Source organism: Stackebrandtia nassauensis DSM 44728 (genome assembly GCF_000024545.1).
Lineage (GTDB): Bacteria > Actinomycetota > Actinomycetes > Mycobacteriales > Micromonosporaceae > Stackebrandtia > Stackebrandtia nassauensis.
The window spans coordinates 5,765,423-5,782,369 of sequence record NC_013947.1; the positions used below are offsets into that span (position 1 = coordinate 5,765,423).

The 16,947-nt window shown below is 65.1% G+C and carries 12 protein-coding genes and 2 tRNA genes; 8 read left to right on the forward strand and 6 right to left on the reverse strand.

Features of this window, described 5'->3' with window-relative positions:
- The first annotated feature begins 9 nt into the window (after positions 1 to 9).
- The 5 genes from SNAS_RS26855 (at position 10) to SNAS_RS26875 (ending at position 5,469) form a co-directional block, all read left to right on the forward strand.
- Positions 10 to 1,557, forward strand: coding sequence for a VirB4 family type IV secretion system protein (locus SNAS_RS26855; RefSeq protein ID WP_013020638.1), 1,548 nt, complete (start codon positions 10 to 12; stop codon positions 1,555 to 1,557).
- A gap of 8 nt (positions 1,558 to 1,565) precedes the next feature.
- Positions 1,566 to 3,401, forward strand: coding sequence for a type IV secretory system conjugative DNA transfer family protein (locus tag SNAS_RS26860; RefSeq protein ID WP_013020639.1), 1,836 nt, complete (start codon positions 1,566 to 1,568; stop codon positions 3,399 to 3,401).
- A gap of 146 nt (positions 3,402 to 3,547) precedes the next feature.
- Positions 3,548 to 4,213, forward strand: coding sequence for a hypothetical protein (locus tag SNAS_RS26865; protein ID WP_144300651.1), 666 nt, complete (start codon positions 3,548 to 3,550; stop codon positions 4,211 to 4,213).
- Positions 4,214 to 4,231: 18 nt separating this feature from the next.
- Positions 4,232 to 5,221, forward strand: a complete 990-nt coding sequence (locus SNAS_RS26870; RefSeq protein WP_013020641.1) for a DnaB-like helicase N-terminal domain-containing protein — start codon at positions 4,232 to 4,234, stop codon at positions 5,219 to 5,221.
- Complete coding sequence (locus SNAS_RS26875; RefSeq protein ID WP_013020642.1) at positions 5,218 to 5,469, forward strand: hypothetical protein; 252 nt, start codon at positions 5,218 to 5,220, stop codon at positions 5,467 to 5,469. Before SNAS_RS26870 ends, SNAS_RS26875 begins: the two co-directional genes overlap by 4 nt.
- Before the next feature lie 33 nt (positions 5,470 to 5,502).
- Here the strand turns inward: SNAS_RS26875 and SNAS_RS34495 are convergent, their stop codons facing one another.
- Complete coding sequence (locus SNAS_RS34495; protein WP_083787238.1) at positions 5,503 to 6,558, reverse strand: DUF4238 domain-containing protein; 1,056 nt, start codon at positions 6,556 to 6,558, stop codon at positions 5,503 to 5,505.
- Positions 6,559 to 7,297: 739 nt separating this feature from the next.
- On the opposite strand from SNAS_RS34495, the gene SNAS_RS34500 reads away from it, so the two are divergent.
- On the forward strand, positions 7,298 to 8,422 hold the full coding sequence (locus SNAS_RS34500; RefSeq protein WP_013020644.1) for a serine/threonine-protein kinase: 1,125 nt from the start codon (positions 7,298 to 7,300) through the stop codon (positions 8,420 to 8,422).
- Between the two features lie 620 nt (positions 8,423 to 9,042).
- Here SNAS_RS34500 and SNAS_RS26885 read toward each other — a convergent pair.
- The 5 genes from SNAS_RS26885 to SNAS_RS26905 all read right to left on the reverse strand — a co-directional run bounded on the left by SNAS_RS26885 (position 9,043) and on the right by SNAS_RS26905 (position 12,742).
- Positions 9,043 to 9,116, reverse strand: a tRNA-Pro gene (locus SNAS_RS26885).
- A gap of 21 nt (positions 9,117 to 9,137) precedes the next feature.
- A tRNA-Gly gene (locus SNAS_RS26890) sits at positions 9,138 to 9,211 on the reverse strand.
- Positions 9,212 to 9,282: 71 nt separating this feature from the next.
- A complete protein-coding gene (locus SNAS_RS33400; protein WP_013020645.1) occupies positions 9,283 to 10,905 on the reverse strand; it encodes a serine/threonine protein kinase in 1,623 nt (540 codons plus the stop codon).
- Positions 10,906 to 11,078: 173 nt separating this feature from the next.
- On the reverse strand, positions 11,079 to 11,546 hold the full coding sequence (locus tag SNAS_RS26900) for a ribose-5-phosphate isomerase (protein WP_041625205.1): 468 nt from the start codon (positions 11,544 to 11,546) through the stop codon (positions 11,079 to 11,081).
- Between the two features lie 8 nt (positions 11,547 to 11,554).
- Positions 11,555 to 12,742, reverse strand: a complete 1,188-nt coding sequence (locus SNAS_RS26905; protein ID WP_013020647.1) for a DUF1015 family protein — start codon at positions 12,740 to 12,742, stop codon at positions 11,555 to 11,557.
- Between the two features lie 106 nt (positions 12,743 to 12,848).
- On the opposite strand from SNAS_RS26905, the gene pepN reads away from it, so the two are divergent.
- Both pepN and SNAS_RS26915 read left to right on the forward strand, forming a co-directional pair.
- Positions 12,849 to 15,395 (forward strand): aminopeptidase N, encoded by a 2,547-nt coding sequence (gene pepN, locus SNAS_RS26910; protein ID WP_013020648.1) that lies wholly within the window; start codon positions 12,849 to 12,851, stop codon positions 15,393 to 15,395.
- Between the two features lie 155 nt (positions 15,396 to 15,550).
- Entirely contained in the window at positions 15,551 to 16,900 is a 1,350-nt protein-coding gene (locus SNAS_RS26915; RefSeq protein ID WP_013020649.1) for an erythromycin esterase family protein, read from the forward strand.
- The last annotated feature ends 47 nt before the right edge of the window (positions 16,901 to 16,947 follow it).

Genomic DNA, 16,947 nt, shown 5'->3' on the forward strand with positions numbered 1-16,947 from the left:
AGTCCCACCATGACACTGATCAAACCCACACCCGGCAAGAAACCCACCAAACCCGGACGGCCCGAAAAGGCCGCGCCGCTGCCACAAGCCGATCTCGCCGATCTCCTGGGACTGAGCACCGCTGCGGCTTCCACGAAAGAACTGGTGCCGCAACAGAACGACCGGGACCGCCCCAAGGCCCCGTCGATGCCTGTTCCACCGCGTCGCGGCTACGCCCGCCCGTTCTGCGGTCGAGCACCGCTGCCTCCGGCTGTGCCTGTGGTCCGGGGCTCGACCGGCCAGCTCTCGGGCCTCTACCCATTCCTTTATGGCCACTCACTGCCTCCGGTTGGCGTCTACATGGGAATCGACTGCCTGTCGGGAGCGGCGTTCAGCTGCCATCCGATCGAATGGCTGCACCACGGCCTTGTCACGAACCCGAACATTCTGGTGACCGGTGTTCCCGGCGCCGGCAAATCCGCCACCGTCAAAGCCCTCGCCTTGCGATTGATGGCCTACGGCGTCAAGACGTTCGTTCTCGGCGACCTGAAGAACGAATACGCCGCACTGGCCCGAACCTTGGGCGTGGAACCGGTGGAGCTGGGCCCGGGACTTCCCGGTCGCGTCAACCCTCTCGACTCCGGCCCGTTGGGTCGAAACCTGCCGCCCGCGGGCCCGCAACTGGATGAGCGACTGGCCGAGATCCACCGGCGCCGCATCACCTTGCTGTCGTCGCTTGTGGAGATGCGGCTGCACCGCCCACTGACACCCACCGAGGAAGCCGCAGTCTCGCAAGCCATCCGCCACGCCGCCGGCATCGCGACAGGCACGACCTATCTGACCGACCCCACCATCCCCGACGTCTGGCGGCTGTTGCGCGACCCGGTCGACGACATGGCCACCGAGCTACGCACCGCCGGTGCCACCGACCTTCGCGAACGAGTGCGACCCGTGGCCGACGCCATCGGCAACATGATCACCGGCAGCCTCTCGGGATTGTTCGACGGCCCCACCACCGTGGCCCCCGACTTCACCGCACCGATCCAAACCGTCGACATCTCCCGGCTCGACGGCCGCGGCGACGACACCGTGGCCATGATCCTGGCGTGCGTCTCCTCCTGGGGACAAGCCGCCATCGACGACCCGAACGGACCGGTGCGAATGGTCGTGCGCGACGAACTGTGGCGGGCGATGCGCATCCCCGCCATGGTGAAGAAACTCGACGCCGACCTACGGCTGTCGCGCTCCCAAGGCACGATCCAGATGTTGTGCAGCCATCGGCTATCCGACTTCGAAGCCGTCGGATCGGCCGGATCCGCTGAGGTCGCCATCGCCAAATCTTTGATCGGCTCGTGTGACGTGCGAGTGTGCCTGGCCCAAGACACCGCGCCCCTGAACATCACGCGCGAAGTCATCGGACTGACCGACACCGAAGCGGCCCACATCGCCAGCTGGGGCGCCGAACAACGCGGACGCGCCCTGTGGAAAGTCGGCCGTACCAGCTCCAGCATCGTCCACACAGTTCTGTCTCCTGTCGAGTTGGAACTGTTCTGGACCAACGAACGCATGACCGTCTAGGGGCCTCGATGTCCGATCACACCACCGTCACCCGGCCGCTGTTGTCGACACCGGCCGAATACGCCATGGCCCTCCTCTTGGCCGCGATCGCGATCACGACCGCATGGGTGTGGAGCGCGGGCCAACTGGCAGCGATCACCACGTCGTGGTCGTGGCTGCACGTCGGCATCGGCGACGCCTTCACCACCGCCTTGCAGCTGCCCCGGCATCTGGAGGATCCGAGATTGGCCTGGCCAATTACAGCGCGAGGGCAGTTGCCGGGGCCGGTCGGCATGTACGCCGCCTTCGTCCTGGCCGGTATCGGGTACGCCGTCCTCGGCGCTGTCGTCGTGCGGTGGATGGCCGGTCGGCGACGGCGTCGCGGGTTCGCGTCCCGAACCGACCTCGCCAAGTCCCTGACGCCGTCGGCGGCCCGAGCCCGCGCCGCCCGGCTTCGCCCCGAACTGGGCCACAAGCCCTCGGTCAGGGACGTGTCGGTGGATCTGGGAACCGCAGTCGGGACCGGCCAGAAGCTGGCCGCGCCGATCGATTCCTCCGTACTCGTCCTGGCCGCCCCGCGGGTCGGCAAGACGTCGCAGCTGATCATTCCCTGGCTGGCGGACTGGCCGGGCCCGGCACTGGCGACGTCGGTGCGCCGCGACGTCGCCGACAACACCTACCAATTGCGGCAGCGCACCGGGCCGGTGGCCGTTCTCGACTTGACCGGCACCTCGTGGCCCGATCTCTTGGCGTGGTCGCCGTTGGACGGCTGCCAGGGATTCGACAAGGCCAGGCAGCGCGCTGACGTCATGATCTCCATCGGCAAGTCCGAATCCTCTGACTCGACCAATGCGGGCTTCTTCGGGCTGACCGCGACCAACTTGATGGCCGGCTGGCTGCACGCCGCGGCCATCAGCGACGCCACGATGAGCGACGTCCTTCGCTGGTCCCTCAACGAACGCGACGACACACCGGTGAGGATCCTGGCCGACGCCGGAACCAACGCCGCCGACGGCATCGCCGACCTGTTGGACGACATCTACCGTTCGCCCTCCGACACCCGCTCCAACATGTGGTCAACCGTCCAGACCGGAGTCGCGCCGCTGCTGGCGACCCACGCCCGACGAACCTTCTGCCCCCCGCCGGGCGCCGGGTTCAACATCGAGGAGTTCCTGCGCCAATCAGGCACCCTGTATGTCCACGTTGCCGACGACGAAGCCGGCCACTTGGCCCCGCTGGTCTCGGCGTTCGTCGACGAGGTCACCCGCACCGCCAAGCGCATCGGCGACGCACACCCCACCGGCCGTATTGACCCACCTTTGGGGATGATCCTGGACGAGGTCAACAACGTCTCGCCCTTGCCGAATCTGCCGTCGCTGATGAGTTACGCCGCCGGTTCCGGCATCTTCATCGCCGCGGTCCTGCAATCGCTGGCCGGGGCTCGGGAACGTTGGGGTCGCGAAGGTGCCGACAAGCTGTGGGCCGCGGCCACCGTCAAGATCGCGCTCGGCGGTCTACCCGAAGACGAGCTGCAACGATTCTCCACACTGGTCGGCGAATACCGGGAGAAGCTGACCACGCCCCAATACAGCCACCACGGCACACACCTGTCCACCACTCTGGTCGACCGCAAGATCCTCAGCCCTGCCGAGATCCGCACCCTGTCGGAGTCCGAGCGCGAAGCGCTGGTCGTCCACGCGACCACCCCGGCCGTCAAAGCCCGGCTGGCACGTCACTACGAAACCAAGCACGCCAAAGCGTATGCCGCATCAGTGGAAGCGATGCAGCAAGCCACTACGACTGCACCAGAACCGATGCCAGAAACAACGGCTCCCTGGAAGCTCCCGAACGGAGGCCAGTCATGACAATGCCCGCGCTGACTCCGACCGCAAGACTGAAACCGGCCCGCGCCGTGACCCGGGTGATTCCCCGACGACTGCGTCACCGCGGAACGAACACGCATCCAGAAGCCGAGCATGCGTTGCCCCAGCGCCTCACCGAGTGGCATGCCATGGCTCCTTTGCAGCGAGCCCAAGCCTGGAGCGAACTGGTGGATTGGGTCGCCTGGCTACACGACCGCTACGAACTGTCGGTCGCCAACCGGCTCCCGGCCTGCTGGCCCGGCCACCCCGGCCTGATCGAAGAACTGTGGGCCCTGCGGCTATGGCGACGCGATATCTACTCCACCCAGGACACTGATTCGGGCAGTGCCCCGAATGGGCTCGGTCAACCGGCCCGGTATTGGCACACCGAGCTTCACAACGTGATCACCCGCGCCGAACAGTTCTACGCCAGCAAATGCCGCTCCGGGCACAAGCCGGCCGCAACTCTGACCGACCACCCCGAGACCGTCCGCGAATGGCATGCCGCCGATCCCCTCATCGGCGTCGCCACCATGCCAGCCGGAGCCGACCCGGCCAACGACATCGACGGGGGTGCGACCGTGGCCGAAACCATCATGACCGCAGCGTTCCTGCGCGGCACCGCCAAACCGGTCAACAACACCGCCGGGCAGTTCGCCTGGTACCGCGGATCCTGGTGGGCACCCGACGGCCCTAACTGGGTCTCCGTTCCCGACTCGACGATGACCGCCTGGCTCGATAATCACGCCGCGCACGTTCGCACCACCGAGGCGGCAGTAGTCGGCACACCCACCAAATCGACTCGAACACCGTAACCACCGAAGGAACTTGTCATGTCCACGTTGACCAACCGCGCCGAAGCCGCGCTCGTCGGCGCACTGCTGAACGACACCACCACCGAGAACCTCCCAAGCCTCGACTGGCACGATTTCTCCCACCCCGGCCTCGCCGAGGTGTACCGGGCGCTGACCTACCTGCGCAGCGAACACCCGACCCTCCATGGCGAAGACTTGGTGCGCGCCACCGCTGATCGCGCCAACACCCCAGGACTCGACGCCGCGCGGCTCGGCGAGTTGCGCGAAGACTGCCCACGACCCGAACACGTCACCGCGTACGCCCGGATCGTCGCCACCAACTCCTTCCACCGACAACTCACCCACCACGCCGACAACCTCACCCACTCCGTGACTCAAGGCGACAGCGACGCGCACCTCAAACGCATCGCCGAGGTCATCACCCGCCAAGCACAGGCGTACACCACCATGGACAAACCCGGCACCTTGACGCACCGGCAGCCCCAGGACGACCCTGCCTCTGAAGCACAACAACTCGAAGAACAGGTCCTCGCCGGGCTCATCCAATACCCGGAACAAGGCAACACCCTGGCCGCGATGCTGCCCTCCGAAGCCATCACCGACCCCCACCGGCGCGAGATCTTCGAAACCGCGATATCCCTGGCCTCATGCGGTGACCACATCGACGAAGCCATCCTCGACTGGGAACTGGCCCGCAACCGCGTCATCCAACACCTCGCCACCGGGGTTCAGCCAGAGCCCAGCCCTCACCGTGAACCCGATACCGTCCTGCTCCACCGGCTGGCCCACACACCCGTCCAAGCCAACACCGCCATCACCGCCGCCCGAACACTGCTCAGCAACCAAGTCCACAATCAACTAAAACAGCACACCAACACCACCACGCCGAACCCATCCAGACGACCAGAACCGCTGGCGACCTTCAACCCGTCCGTCAAACCCCCACCCATTCAAGAGCCACCCGATCCCGCTCTGCGCATTAACGGCAGCCAGGGAGGCCCGCGATGACCACCCCACCTACCGCGGCCACAACCCCGTTGACAATGACCAACCACACGATGACCACTGCCTATCAACAAGGCCAAGTCACTCCCCTGTCCCCCGTCATCACCGAGTTCGTCTACTTCAACGGCGACTGGTGGACCATCGACCCACCCGACGCCTGGATCCGCATCACCGACGACACCTTCGCCAAATTCCTCGACCAGCAGTATTACAAGATGAAATCCACAATAGATCTTTCAGTTCGACATTAACGTGACTGATGTATCCGGTTTCAATACAAATGGTCATTTTGGTTGAGGCACTGAGGTCAAGCACCTTGTAATCAGTAACTTGTCTGGATTCCGCTTGGTAGAGCTGCGGATCCGTTGGCCAAGTTCGACGAAGTCGTCAACGGGCATCAGAATTTCTTGGTCGCATGGCTCGGGAAGGTCACTAGGGATCATGGATTTGTCTCTGGGATGACAGAAGATCCAGCGTCGTGCGTTGGCGATTGTCACGGTGTTGAAGAAGGAAGGGGGCAGTTGGCTGGGACGCTCCAGTCGATCAGCCACGCCTGCGGCAACTGCTTCGTATGAAAGGGCTCGCATGAGTGGGCCGGGGTTTCCCATAAGCAACCCGACCTCACGTGAGAGTGGCAAGGCCAGCCCCCAAGCATTCATAAGCCCCACCCCCATCTCAGGTGGATGGTCATTGCGCGGAATGATGCTGACTGGGGTGTCGGATGTGCATAGACTCTGTCCACTGTATCGCAATAGAAGCCACGGCCTGCCGATGAAGTAGCGGATCATCTGCGGTAGAAGTCGCGCCAGTTGTTCCATGTGCGTGCGAGCCGAAACGCGGATCGGCGGGCCATTGGAAGTGGTTGCCTGAGCCCAGAGACGATCAGCTTCTTTCTCAGTGATCTCGCGCCCGTGCCGATCCTTGAAGTATGCGACTACACCTTCTCTGCCTTGCAGGCTGATTTCGGCTTTCAAGAAGGTAGCAGCGAACTGCTCGGTGTGCCGTCTCTGGTTTGGGCCCCGGAAATATTGGGCAGCAGCAAATTCTGCGAGTACAGCACGCGACTTCGGATCCAGTGGCCATGCGTCATCTTCAATCACCAAACGGATGATGCGGGCTGCACGATCCTCCATGTCTCCGAGTACCTTCTCGAAAAACGCCGACTGATTCACATCTACGGTATTGAGAGTGTAGAAATCCTTGTGCATGGCGGCCTTCGCGACGCTCTGGTCAAAACGCCGGACACCCGGAAGCTCGACAGTGGTAATACGACCCTTATCAGCAAAGCGTTCCAGGTAGAACCGTGGAACCGTATGGTGACGGCGTGGAAGGTCTGGCATACGCTCAGAGTAGACACGTGGTACGACAGGTGGGAGTTCACGATGTAGGCTGACTCAGCCCAGTCGTCAACGCGCCCTAAGAGATCAGGTTACTGGGTCATGCTTGTGCTAACGGATCGTCGGTCCCATATTCAGTATCCAACCTTCATGGGGTGAGCTCACATATTTGAAGTAGCAGCGCGCACAGAACGGCTGACGCCCGGACCACTGGGAACGGATTCAAAAAGTCCGTATATAGATTCGGCGTAGGTAGGAAGCGAGTGTCACGGTTGAAGGTTCTAGGGGTGAACGCGGCTGGTACCCGCTTGTGGCTTTCTCTGATGAATGTGGACAGGGTGTTGGAACCTGACCCAGCTTGGGTTGAGCTGCATGAGGGTACCGAAGCCGGATATGCCATGACGTCGTTCCAATCTGATTGCCGTCACGCGTTGACCGCTTCGTCGCCTGACCGGGTGGTCATCTTGGACATGGAACAAGTCGGCAAGGGCCCCACGGTCACAGCATTGCGGACCCGATTCACCGCAGAAGCTTTGCTGGCATCATGCGCGGTAGAGCAGGGAATACGCTGTGTCCGACTCGCCCGTGCGACACTGCGATCCCGACTGAGTCTTCCCCGCAAGGGAAAGCTAGCTAGCCATGTGGGCCTTGTCGTCGATATCCCGGTCGGACCACACTGGCTGAACAAGCGTGATCTTGCCGCGCTGGCGGCACGTGCAGAAATTGTCGGAGGTTGAAGAACATGCCTATCGTCGGGGATTACCTTCAACGACCCACCTATGAGGTGCTTCATACTATCGGCGAGGGTAACGTTGGCATATGTCGACTCGCTCGACACGATATTTTCGATTGCAATGTCGTGCAGAAAACAATCTCGCTTCTCGGTATACCCGACGGGGTAGCACGTGAGCCACATCTACTGAAGGAAGCTCAGCACAAGTATCTGATCAAGGTATGGGATGCCCAATGGGAGCCATCTCCGCAGTTTAAGGGGATGGAAGCCGTGACCTTTATCTGTGATTACTACCCAGGTAAGAGTGTGTACGACGCACTCATGGACCTCCACGTCTTCGGCCTGGCTGGTGCAATGAGAATCTGTGGCCAAATGCTGGATGCCTTGGCATATTTGCACGGAGACCGAGCGTATGTTCACCGAGATATTAAGCCTGCCAATATCCTTCTCGATGAGTCACGCGAAAACGCTGTTCTCGCTGACCTTGGCTCGGCTGGCAAGATCGATCCACACGGTGGCACAGCTCCAAACTACGGCGGTACGCCGCTATACCTCGCACCGGAAGTCCATGCTCGAAACCAGGTCACCGCTAAGTCTGACCTTTACGCAATTGGCATGGTTACGATCGAAATGCTCGCCGGCAGATTTCCATACGAGGACATCGCGCGGTCCAAGGTCGATGCTCGCTTGGCCTCAGGGAAACCTGCTTTGCCTGACCGATATTTTGTACTTCCGCCGTACGTCCCACCCAATGTGAAAAGCTTCATCAGATCTCTAATCCGAGTCGACCCGTCAAAGCGACCAGCGACGGCACGAGCTGCTCTCCAAAAGCTCAATGGATTGCGATACGTGGATTGGCGACGAACGTTGGGCACGGGGCTAGTCGGTGAATGGATTGGAAGTTGGCCACCTGACAAGGTTCCTGAAAAGCGCAGAATCTACCGAGTTCAATCCTCCACGGTGAAGCGCAAAGGACACGTTGAGCAGATCAAACTCACTGCTGCTTGGCGGAGACCGGCTGGCACTTGGCGGAAGGTCTCCAAACTAGAACGTTATGTAGATCGGGAAGACGCTAAAGCGCTGTCCGTATTCTTCAGAGACGTCGAGGACGCTGCCCACGCTGCACCAGCATGACGGACAGCATCGCTTTGGGCCGGGGCAAGTTGACTTAGACCAAGTGCGGGATCAACGGCAGCAGCCTCTGACAGCACCAGCATTGCGTGTCCATTCCCGCTGCACGGTTCGAGCCAACCCCGACCGACGGCTTCCCAAAGTGCCTTGGTTAGCCCGAGCACGCGCAATCCGACACCCGGATCGGGAATGGTTTGCACAGTTGCGCCAAACACGTGAGGCAGCATATGGCCCCCTGGCACCTCGACCGCGCGCAACACCGCCGCGTGAGCATCGGCAGGTCGCAAAGCATCAACGGCGGATACCCCGCCAGACACCATTAGCGACACGACAAGACGCGTCAAGCCGTCATTGTCCATACCGTCACTGTAACGCTGATCGGCGACAGTGAGGGAGTGCTGAACACGCGGCATGCGGCAGTTGGGCATGAACCGCTCGCTTCAATGAGCAAGCAACTCGACGGCTACCGACAGCGCGTTCACTCAAACGGGTGATGTTTGGTACCAACTTCGCGCGGGGCGTCACGGTCAAACCGGCTGAATCCGACGGTCAAATGACGGTCAAAACGCCCACTGTAGACGAGGTGGGGGCCGATCATATCGGCCCCCACCTGCGACAATGAGTCGGGACGACAGGATTTGAACCTGCGACCCCTCGCTCCCAAAGCGAGTGCGCTACCAAGCTGCGCCACGTCCCGATTGTGTGTCTGACATCGAGTTGGAGCGGATGACGGGAATCGAACCCGCGTAATCAGTTTGGAAGACTGAGGCTCTACCATTGAGCTACATCCGCAGTGCCGTGGTGAGACGGCCTGGATAAGGATAGCGAGCCGAGGGGACGGCTCGCCACCGGGTTATCGGGGTTTAGAAGAGGTTCGAAATCCACTCCAGGGTGCTGGTGATCCAGGTGACTTGGCCCAGTAGGTAGATGCCCGCATAGACGAGGAACGCGCCGCTGGCGAGGTGGGATAGGCGGGCGGATTCTCGGGTGCGGCCCAGCCAGCGGACCAGCAGGAGGGTGCCGATCGCTCGGGCCGCCGCGAAGACCGCGATTCCCAGGACGATCCACAATAGGAGTACGAGGATGTGGCCCAGGAAGTTCTCGCGCAGGTTGGACAGGGCCCAGATTCCCCAGCAGACGAAGAAGAACAACAGACCGACCATGGAGAGTTCGCCGCCCGAGGAGAGGGCGCCCAGTTTGCCTTCGCGGCCGAACCATGGGCGGGGTGGGGGTGGCGGGGGTTGGTCTTCGTCGTGGTGGGTGGGTCCCGAGATTTGGGTGTCGGGTTCGTCGTGGGGACGGTGGGTGGGGGTGGCAGTGCCCCGGCCGAACCTGCCCGAGGGCGGGGGTGGGGCTGCCGGGGAGGTTGGCGCTGGGGGTGAGACCGGGGCGCTGGCGACCTTGGTGCGGTCGCGGTCCCGGTCGACGCCCAGGCGGCGAGTTGTGGGGATGGGCGCGGTGGGGGCCACGGCGGGGATGGGTGCCGAGGCCGGGGCCGCGTGCGCTTGGGTGGGGACCCGGACGGTGGAGTCGGCGGCCACGCCGCCCCAGTCGACGCCCAGACCGGGGGCGCGGGAGGCGCGCATGAGTTCGGCCAGGTAGTCGATCCAGCGGAACAGGTCCGATGTCGGGGGGCGGTCGCGGGGTTGGTCGGACAGGGGGGCCAGCAGGTGTTCGCGCAGCCGGGGGTCTGACTCGACGACCGGGTGGCGGCGCAGGTTGGCCCAGCCGTTGGCGTCGGCGGTGGGTGCCTGCGGGGAGTCGCTGCGGGGTTGGACGCCGGTGACCAGGTAGAAGGCGACGGCGCCGAAGCCGTGGACGTCGTAGGAGGGGCCGACCCGGCCCTCGCGGGCTTCGGGCCCGGCCGATTCGGGGGTGTAGGAGATGGTGGTCATGTGGGACGGCGCCGAGTAGCGGGAGCCGGTGAAGTCGATGACCCGGGCCTCGCCCGAGGGCAGGACGATCACGTTGGCGGGCTTGATGTCCATGTGAAGGCTGGGGTGGATGTCCGGGGAGCCCGGACGGTGCATCGCGTTGAGGACGCCCGCGATGGTGCGCAGCACGCCGACGGCGTCGATGGGGCCGCGGTTGCGGTTGACCAGCAGTTCGCGCAGGTCCTGGCCGGGCAGGTATTCGAGTACCTGGTAGGGGACCTGGTGGTCGGCCAGCGGGGCGCCGGTCTGGCGCGGGGGCGCGCCGTAGAAGGCGTCGATGCGGCGGCAGATGCCGGGCACGTTGCGGCTGCCCAGGTCCATCAGGACCGCGTCGCCCTTGTCCCAGGACCGGTATTGGGCGTCGATGGGGCGGTCGCCGCTGGGGCGGAAGACCTTGAGGGTGACGGGTGCCGACGAGACGCCGCCGGACTGCCTGACCGCCTTGTAAACCTCCGCTTGTCCCCCGGAGCCGAGCCGTTCCATCAGCTTGTAACTGTGCCCCGACTCCACCAGCGGCTCAGCCGGACCACAGACTAGGTCCAACCCGGCCATAGTTCCCTCCCTCTCGAGCGTGACGCCTGAACGTTCAAGACTAGCCCTCGGCCCCAAGGGTCGCGCCTCCGCCAAAAGACGGGAATTGTGACGTTCACGCTGATCGCGCGTTCATCCAGGCCCGTCCGGTCGTCGAGCGAATGGGCACGGATTGGGGAGTCAATTCCCGTCTGTCACACCAGTGGCGGCAGTTGGCGGGTCCGCTCGTAGTCGTCCAGCTGTGAGATGCGGCGCGCGTGGCGCTCGGCGCCCGAGAACCGCACCGACAGGAACTCGTCCACAATGGCGATCGCTTCGTCGGTGGAGTGCATCCGGGCCCCGATGGACACGAGGTTGGCGTCGTTGTGTTCGCGCGCCAGCTTCGCGATCTCCGGTTTCCAGGCCAGCGCGGCGCGGGCACCGGCGACCTTGTTGGCGGCGATCTGTTCGCCGTTGCCCGAACCGCCAAGGACGATGCCGAGGCTGCCCGGGTCGGCGACGACGCGCGCCGCGGTGTTCAGGCAGAACGGCGGATAGTCGTCCTCGGCGTCGAAGGCGTGGGGGCCGACGTCGACGACCTCGTGCCCGACACCGGTCAGGTGCTTCACCAGGGCGGTTTTGAGCTCGAATCCGGCGTGGTCGCTGCCGATGTATACCCGCATGGGCGACATCATCGCAGGTCGGCCAGCACCAGCCCGGCTCGGGCCTTGGGCGTGAACCAGGTCGACTTGCGGGGCAGTTTCAGCCGGGCCAGGTTCACCGAGATGAAGTCCTCGACGGTGACCGCGGCGATCAGGATCGCGGCGACCGCCGAGCCGGAGTCGACCTGCTCGGCCAGCCACGACGGCGGGTAGTCACCGCCCACATAGGTGATTCGCTTGTCGCCCGCGTCCATGCCGAGGATGTCGTTGAACAGCACCGACTCCACCCGCGCGTGGTCGAGTCGCTCGACAATGGAGCCTTCGACGGCGGGCAGCCGGACGGCGTAGACCGTTTCGTTCAGGTACAGGTGCACGACCCCGTCGGGGGTCGACAGCGGGCCCGGCACGGCGGTGACCTCGGCGCCGCGCTCGCGCAGCGCGTCCAGCAGCGCCTCGCCGGTCAGCGGGGCCGACACCAGCAGCCGGTGGTACGGCTGGATCGTGACCGACTCCGGGGTGGTCACCACGGCGAGGAAGCGCGGCAGTTCGCCGACCTGCGCGGCCAGCGAGCGGTGGTTGCCGTCGGCGACGATGAGGTCGCCTCCCCCGGCCAGCTCGCACAGCAGGTCCTGTTTCGGACCCGGGGCCACCGGCCAGATCTCGTGCCGCCGCCCGGCCTCGTCCACATCGGTCACGGCGGGTTCGCCGACGCAGGCGTCGGCCAGCGCGGCCTGGAGTTCCTCGGACTTGCCGTGCTGCACCAGCAGCACCGGCGACAGCAGGTGCCGCAGCTGGGCGTTGAGCGCCGCGCGCTGCCGGACCTTCTCGATGAAGACGTCCTCGTTGCGGATCACCCGGCCGGGTTCCTCGGCCGAGGTGGAGATCTCGTCGGTGTCGACCATGCAAAACAGGCCGTAGGCGCATCGGTCCTCGCCGCTGATGCGGTAGGCCACCACGACCTGCCCGGCGCGCGCGAACCGGCCCGTCTGCTGCAGGGCCTCCAGCCGTTCGGCGGCCGCGGGCAGGCAGTCGGTGAAGCTCATCCCCGCCGCCACCGCCTCGGGAGTGCGGTCGGGCATCTCCACTGCCAGCATCGATGTCGGCTTCGCCGCGACTATTTCAGTGATCCTGGATTCGTCGGCGTATTCGTCGTAGTTTTGGGCGCCGGTGCCACCCGTCGACAGCCAGGCGTTTTCTATTGGATGCGCTGCGGTCACGGTAAGAGACTAGCGACACGTCTTTCGGCCCTACCAGCGCCGTTGGCCATGGCGCGCGTGGAAGACTCTTGTGAAGATCGTTCAACTAATTGAAGGGAGCTGCAGCGTGGCGGAGACCCACATACTCACTCAAACCGACGCGAGCCAGCGCGCACGTCTGCTGCGCGTCGACTCCTATGACGTCGCTGTGGACCTGACCGGCTCGGACACCACGTTCGTGTCCACCTCGACGGTGCGGTTCTCGTGCACCGAGCCCGGAGCGTCCACGTTCATCGAGATCGCCGCCGAGGCCGTGACGGCGGCGCAGCTCAACGGAACCGACGTCGACCTGTCGGAGTACTCGGCGGAGAATGGCCTCAAGCTGCCATCCCTGGCCGCCGACAACGAGCTCGTGGTCACCGCGCGCTGCCGTTACTCCTCCAGCGGTCAGGGTCTGCACCGGATGACCGACCCCGTCGACAAGCAGACCTACCTGTACTCGCAGTTCGAGGTCTCGGACGCGCAGCAGATGTTCGCGTGTTTCGACCAGCCCGACCTCAAGGCGCGCTTCACCTTCCGGGTGACGCTGCCCGAGCACTGGCGGGCCATCTCCAACATGCCCGTGGACTCCGAGACGACCTCGGGTGAGACCAAGACGGTCCACTTCGAGCAGTCGCCGCCGATGAGCACCTACGTCACCGCGCTGTGCGCCGGGCCGTACCACGAGGTGACCGACAGCCACGACGGCATCGGACTCGGCCTGTACTGCCGGGAGTCCATGAAGGAATACCTGGACGCCGAGGGCGTCTTCGAGATCACCAAGCAGGGTTTCGACCACTTCCACTCGGCCTTCGGCGTGCGGTACCCGCTGCCGAAGTACGACCAGGTCTTCGCGCCGGAGTACAACATGGGCGCGATGGAGAACTTCGGCTGCATCACCATCGCCGAGGCGTCGTTCCTGTTCCGGTCCCAGGTGACCGAGTACGAACTGGAGCAGCGCGCCAACGTCATCCTGCACGAGATGGCGCACATGTGGTTCGGCGACCTGGTCACGATGCGCTGGTGGGACGACCTGTGGCTCAACGAGTCCTTCGCCGAGTGGGCCTCCCACTGGGCCAATGTGGAGGCCACGAAGTACTCCGGTGCCTGGACGACGTTCCTCACCGTCCGCAAGAACTGGGGTTACCGCCAGGACCAGCTGCCCACCACCCACCCGGTCTACACACCGATGCCCGATGTGGAGGCCGTGGCGACGAACTTCGACGGCATCACCTACGCCAAGGGCGCCAGCATTCTCAAGCAGCTGGTGGCCTATGTGGGCATCGAGCCGTTCAAGCAGGGCCTGCGGCAGTACTTCGAGAAGCACCAGTGGGGCAACGCGGCGTTCTCCGACCTGCTGGGCTGCCTGGAGGCGTCCTCGGGCCGCGAGCTGCGCGAGTTCGCCGACACCTGGCTGGCCAGCGCCGGAGTGTCCACACTGTCGCCCGAGTTGCAGGTGGGCCCGGACGGCACCTACACCTCGGTCGCGATCCGCCAGGAGGTCGTCGCCGAGCACCCGACACTGCGCACCCACCGCATCGGCGTCGGCCTGTACGACCTGGACGACGGTGTGCTGCGGCGCCGCCGCCGGATCGAACTGGACGTCAGCGGCGAGCGCACCGAGGTGGCCGAGCTCGTCGGCGAGAAGCAGCCGGACGTGCTGCTGGTCAACGACGACGACCTCACCTACTGCAAGACCCGGCTGGACGAACGCTCCATGGCCACCGTCGTGGAACACATCGCGGGCTTCACCGACTCGCTGCCGCGGGCGCTGACCTGGGCCGCGGCCTGGGACATGCTGCGCGACGGCGAGATGGCCGCCCGCGACTTCGTGCGGCTGGGCGTCGTGGGTCTGCCGCACGAGCGCGACATCAACGTGGTCAGCATGATCCAGCGTCAGCTGGGCGCCGCGCTGGTGTACGCCGACCCGGCGGTGACGCCGAGTCTGCGCGCCGACCTGGCGGCCACCGCGATGCGGGCCGTCGAGGACGCCGAACCCGGTGGCGACATGCAGCGCTCCTGGGCCAAGGCGTACGCCGGTTTCACCCGTGGCGACGAGGGAATCGCGCGGCTCAAGGGCTGGCTGGCCGGACAGGGTGTCCCGTCCGGGCTGGCGGTGGACACCGACCTGCGCTGGCACCTGCTGACCTGCCTGGCCGGGCTCGGCGCCGCGAGCGCCGAGGACATCAACGAAGAGCTCAAGCGCGACAACACCGCCGACGGTGAACGGCTATCGCTGATCGCGCACGCTTCGCTGCCCACGGTCGAGGCCAAGGCCGAGACCTGGCGGCGCATCACCGAGGACGCGGGACTGGCGAACTACGCCAGGCGCTCGCTCATGCTGGGCTTCGCGCACCCGGATCAGCTCGACCTGATCCGGCCGTACGTGTCGAAGTTCCTGGACTCGGTGGCGCCGATGTGGCAGCGACTGTCCACGCAGGAAGCGATCGAGTACATCTCGTTCGCGTTCCCGCGTCTCGTCGTCGAACAGGACACACTGGACGCGACGGACGCGTGGCTGGCCAACGGCGGCGACGGTGCCGAGGAGGCCGCGATGCGTCGCGGTGTCCTGGAGGGACGCGACGACATCGCCCGCGCCCTGCGGGCCCGCGCCAAGGACGCCCAGGCGGGCTGACGAAACCACGAAAAGCGGGGCCGGGCGTATGCCCGGCCCCGCTTCCTACTCCCAGCGGGGTAGCGGCAGTGCCGGTGTCAGGCTGACGACGGCCCGGCGCTTCGGCGACAAGATCGGTGACAGAAGGCAATTCTTCCTCCAGAAGGGAATTAGTCATGTCACTGATCAAGGTCTCGCGTCGCGGCGTCCTGGGACTCACGGTTCTCGCCGCCACCGGTGCCGCAGCGGCGATCGCCGCCCCGGCGTGGGCCACCACCTCGTCGTCCGAAGAGGTCGCCGAATGGATCGACCGCAAGGCCAGACCCCTGCGGACCACCGATCCCGGCGCCGACCTGGACGACCTGCGGGCGTTGCGGCACGTCGTCGACGGCGCGACCGTCGCGGGGCTGGGCGAGGCCAGCCACGGCAGCCGCGAGCTGTTCCGTGTCAAGCACCGGATGACGCGGTTCCTGGTGGAGCGCATGGGTTTTCGCACCCTCGCGTTCGAGCAGGACTTCGCGTGGGGAACGCTGATCGACCACTATGTCGTCACCGGGGAGGGTGACCCGCGCGAACTGGTGTCGGGCATGTCCTCGCCGCTGTGGGCGACCGAGGAGATCCTCGAACTCATCACCTGGATGCGTTCCTACAACGAGGAACACCGGGACAAGGTGCGTTTCCTCGGCGCCGACCTGCTCACCCTGCACCAGCTGAGCTTCGACAAGGTGATCGCGTACGTCGAGCAGGTCGCACCCGAACGGCTCGACGAGGTCCAGGCCGAGCTCAAGCCGCTGCGACTGCGCGGCGAGTACTACGAGCACTTCCAGTGGTACGACGGGCTCGACGCCGACGAGAAGCAGCGGCTCATCGAGCACGCCCGCGAGCTGGTGAAGCTGCTGGAAGCGCTGCCCGACACCTCCGACTACATGGACGGCGAGTTCGCCCGACAGCACGCCCGCGCGATCCTCGGCTGGTACGAGTACTACGTCAGCGGCGAGGCGTTGCGCCCCAACCGGGAGCGGTTCATCGCCGATGCGGTGCGGTGGTGGAAGCGGCTGCACGGCGGCCGGATCGCCTACTGGGCCGCCAACGTCCACACCGGAGCCGCGAAGGAGGTGACGTTCCGGATGCCCGGCGACACGTCGAACGGTTCCTGGGCGGGTCACCACCTGCGGCAGTACTTCGGACGGCGGTACGTCTCCATCGGCACCGCGTTCCACGAGGGGTCCATCACCTCCGGTTGGGCACCACCGGCGCCGTATCGCGTCGACGCGCCGCCCAAGCAGCTGCTGGAGGCCGTCCTCGGTGCGTCCGTGCATGCCGACTACCTGCTGGACCTGCGTGCCTCCGCGCCGCGACCGGTGCGGGAGTGGCTGGCCGGACCGGCACGGCTGCGCATGATCCACCCGTCGTACACCACGCCGGGCGACGGCTCCGACCACACGATGTCGGTCGACTCGCTCACCGACCTGTTCGACGCGATCGTCCACATCCGCACCACCACCCCGAGCAGGTTGCTGCGGTGACCGATGACGCCCGGCCCGGACCGGAGGGGAATCCGGGCCGGGCGTCA

What these genes read in the sequence shown, in the direction of transcription:
- SNAS_RS26855 (WP_013020638.1), top strand. Translation starts at nt 10, where the DNA reads ATGACACTGATCAAACCCACACCCGGCAAGAAACCCACCAAACCCGGA.
- SNAS_RS26860 (WP_013020639.1), top strand. Translation starts at nt 1,566, where the DNA reads ATGTCCGATCACACCACCGTCACCCGGCCGCTGTTGTCGACACCGGCC.
- SNAS_RS26865 (WP_144300651.1), top strand. Translation starts at nt 3,548, where the DNA reads ATGGCTCCTTTGCAGCGAGCCCAAGCCTGGAGCGAACTGGTGGATTGG.
- SNAS_RS26870 (WP_013020641.1), top strand. Translation starts at nt 4,232, where the DNA reads ATGTCCACGTTGACCAACCGCGCCGAAGCCGCGCTCGTCGGCGCACTG.
- SNAS_RS26875 (WP_013020642.1), top strand. Translation starts at nt 5,218, where the DNA reads ATGACCACCCCACCTACCGCGGCCACAACCCCGTTGACAATGACCAAC.
- SNAS_RS34495 (WP_083787238.1), bottom strand. Translation starts at nt 6,558, where the DNA reads ATGCCAGACCTTCCACGCCGTCACCATACGGTTCCACGGTTCTACCTG.
- SNAS_RS34500 (WP_013020644.1), top strand. Translation starts at nt 7,298, where the DNA reads ATGCCTATCGTCGGGGATTACCTTCAACGACCCACCTATGAGGTGCTT.
- SNAS_RS33400 (WP_013020645.1), bottom strand. Translation starts at nt 10,905, where the DNA reads ATGGCCGGGTTGGACCTAGTCTGTGGTCCGGCTGAGCCGCTGGTGGAG.
- SNAS_RS26900 (WP_041625205.1), bottom strand. Translation starts at nt 11,546, where the DNA reads ATGCGGGTATACATCGGCAGCGACCACGCCGGATTCGAGCTCAAAACC.
- SNAS_RS26915 (WP_013020649.1), top strand. Translation starts at nt 15,551, where the DNA reads ATGTCACTGATCAAGGTCTCGCGTCGCGGCGTCCTGGGACTCACGGTT.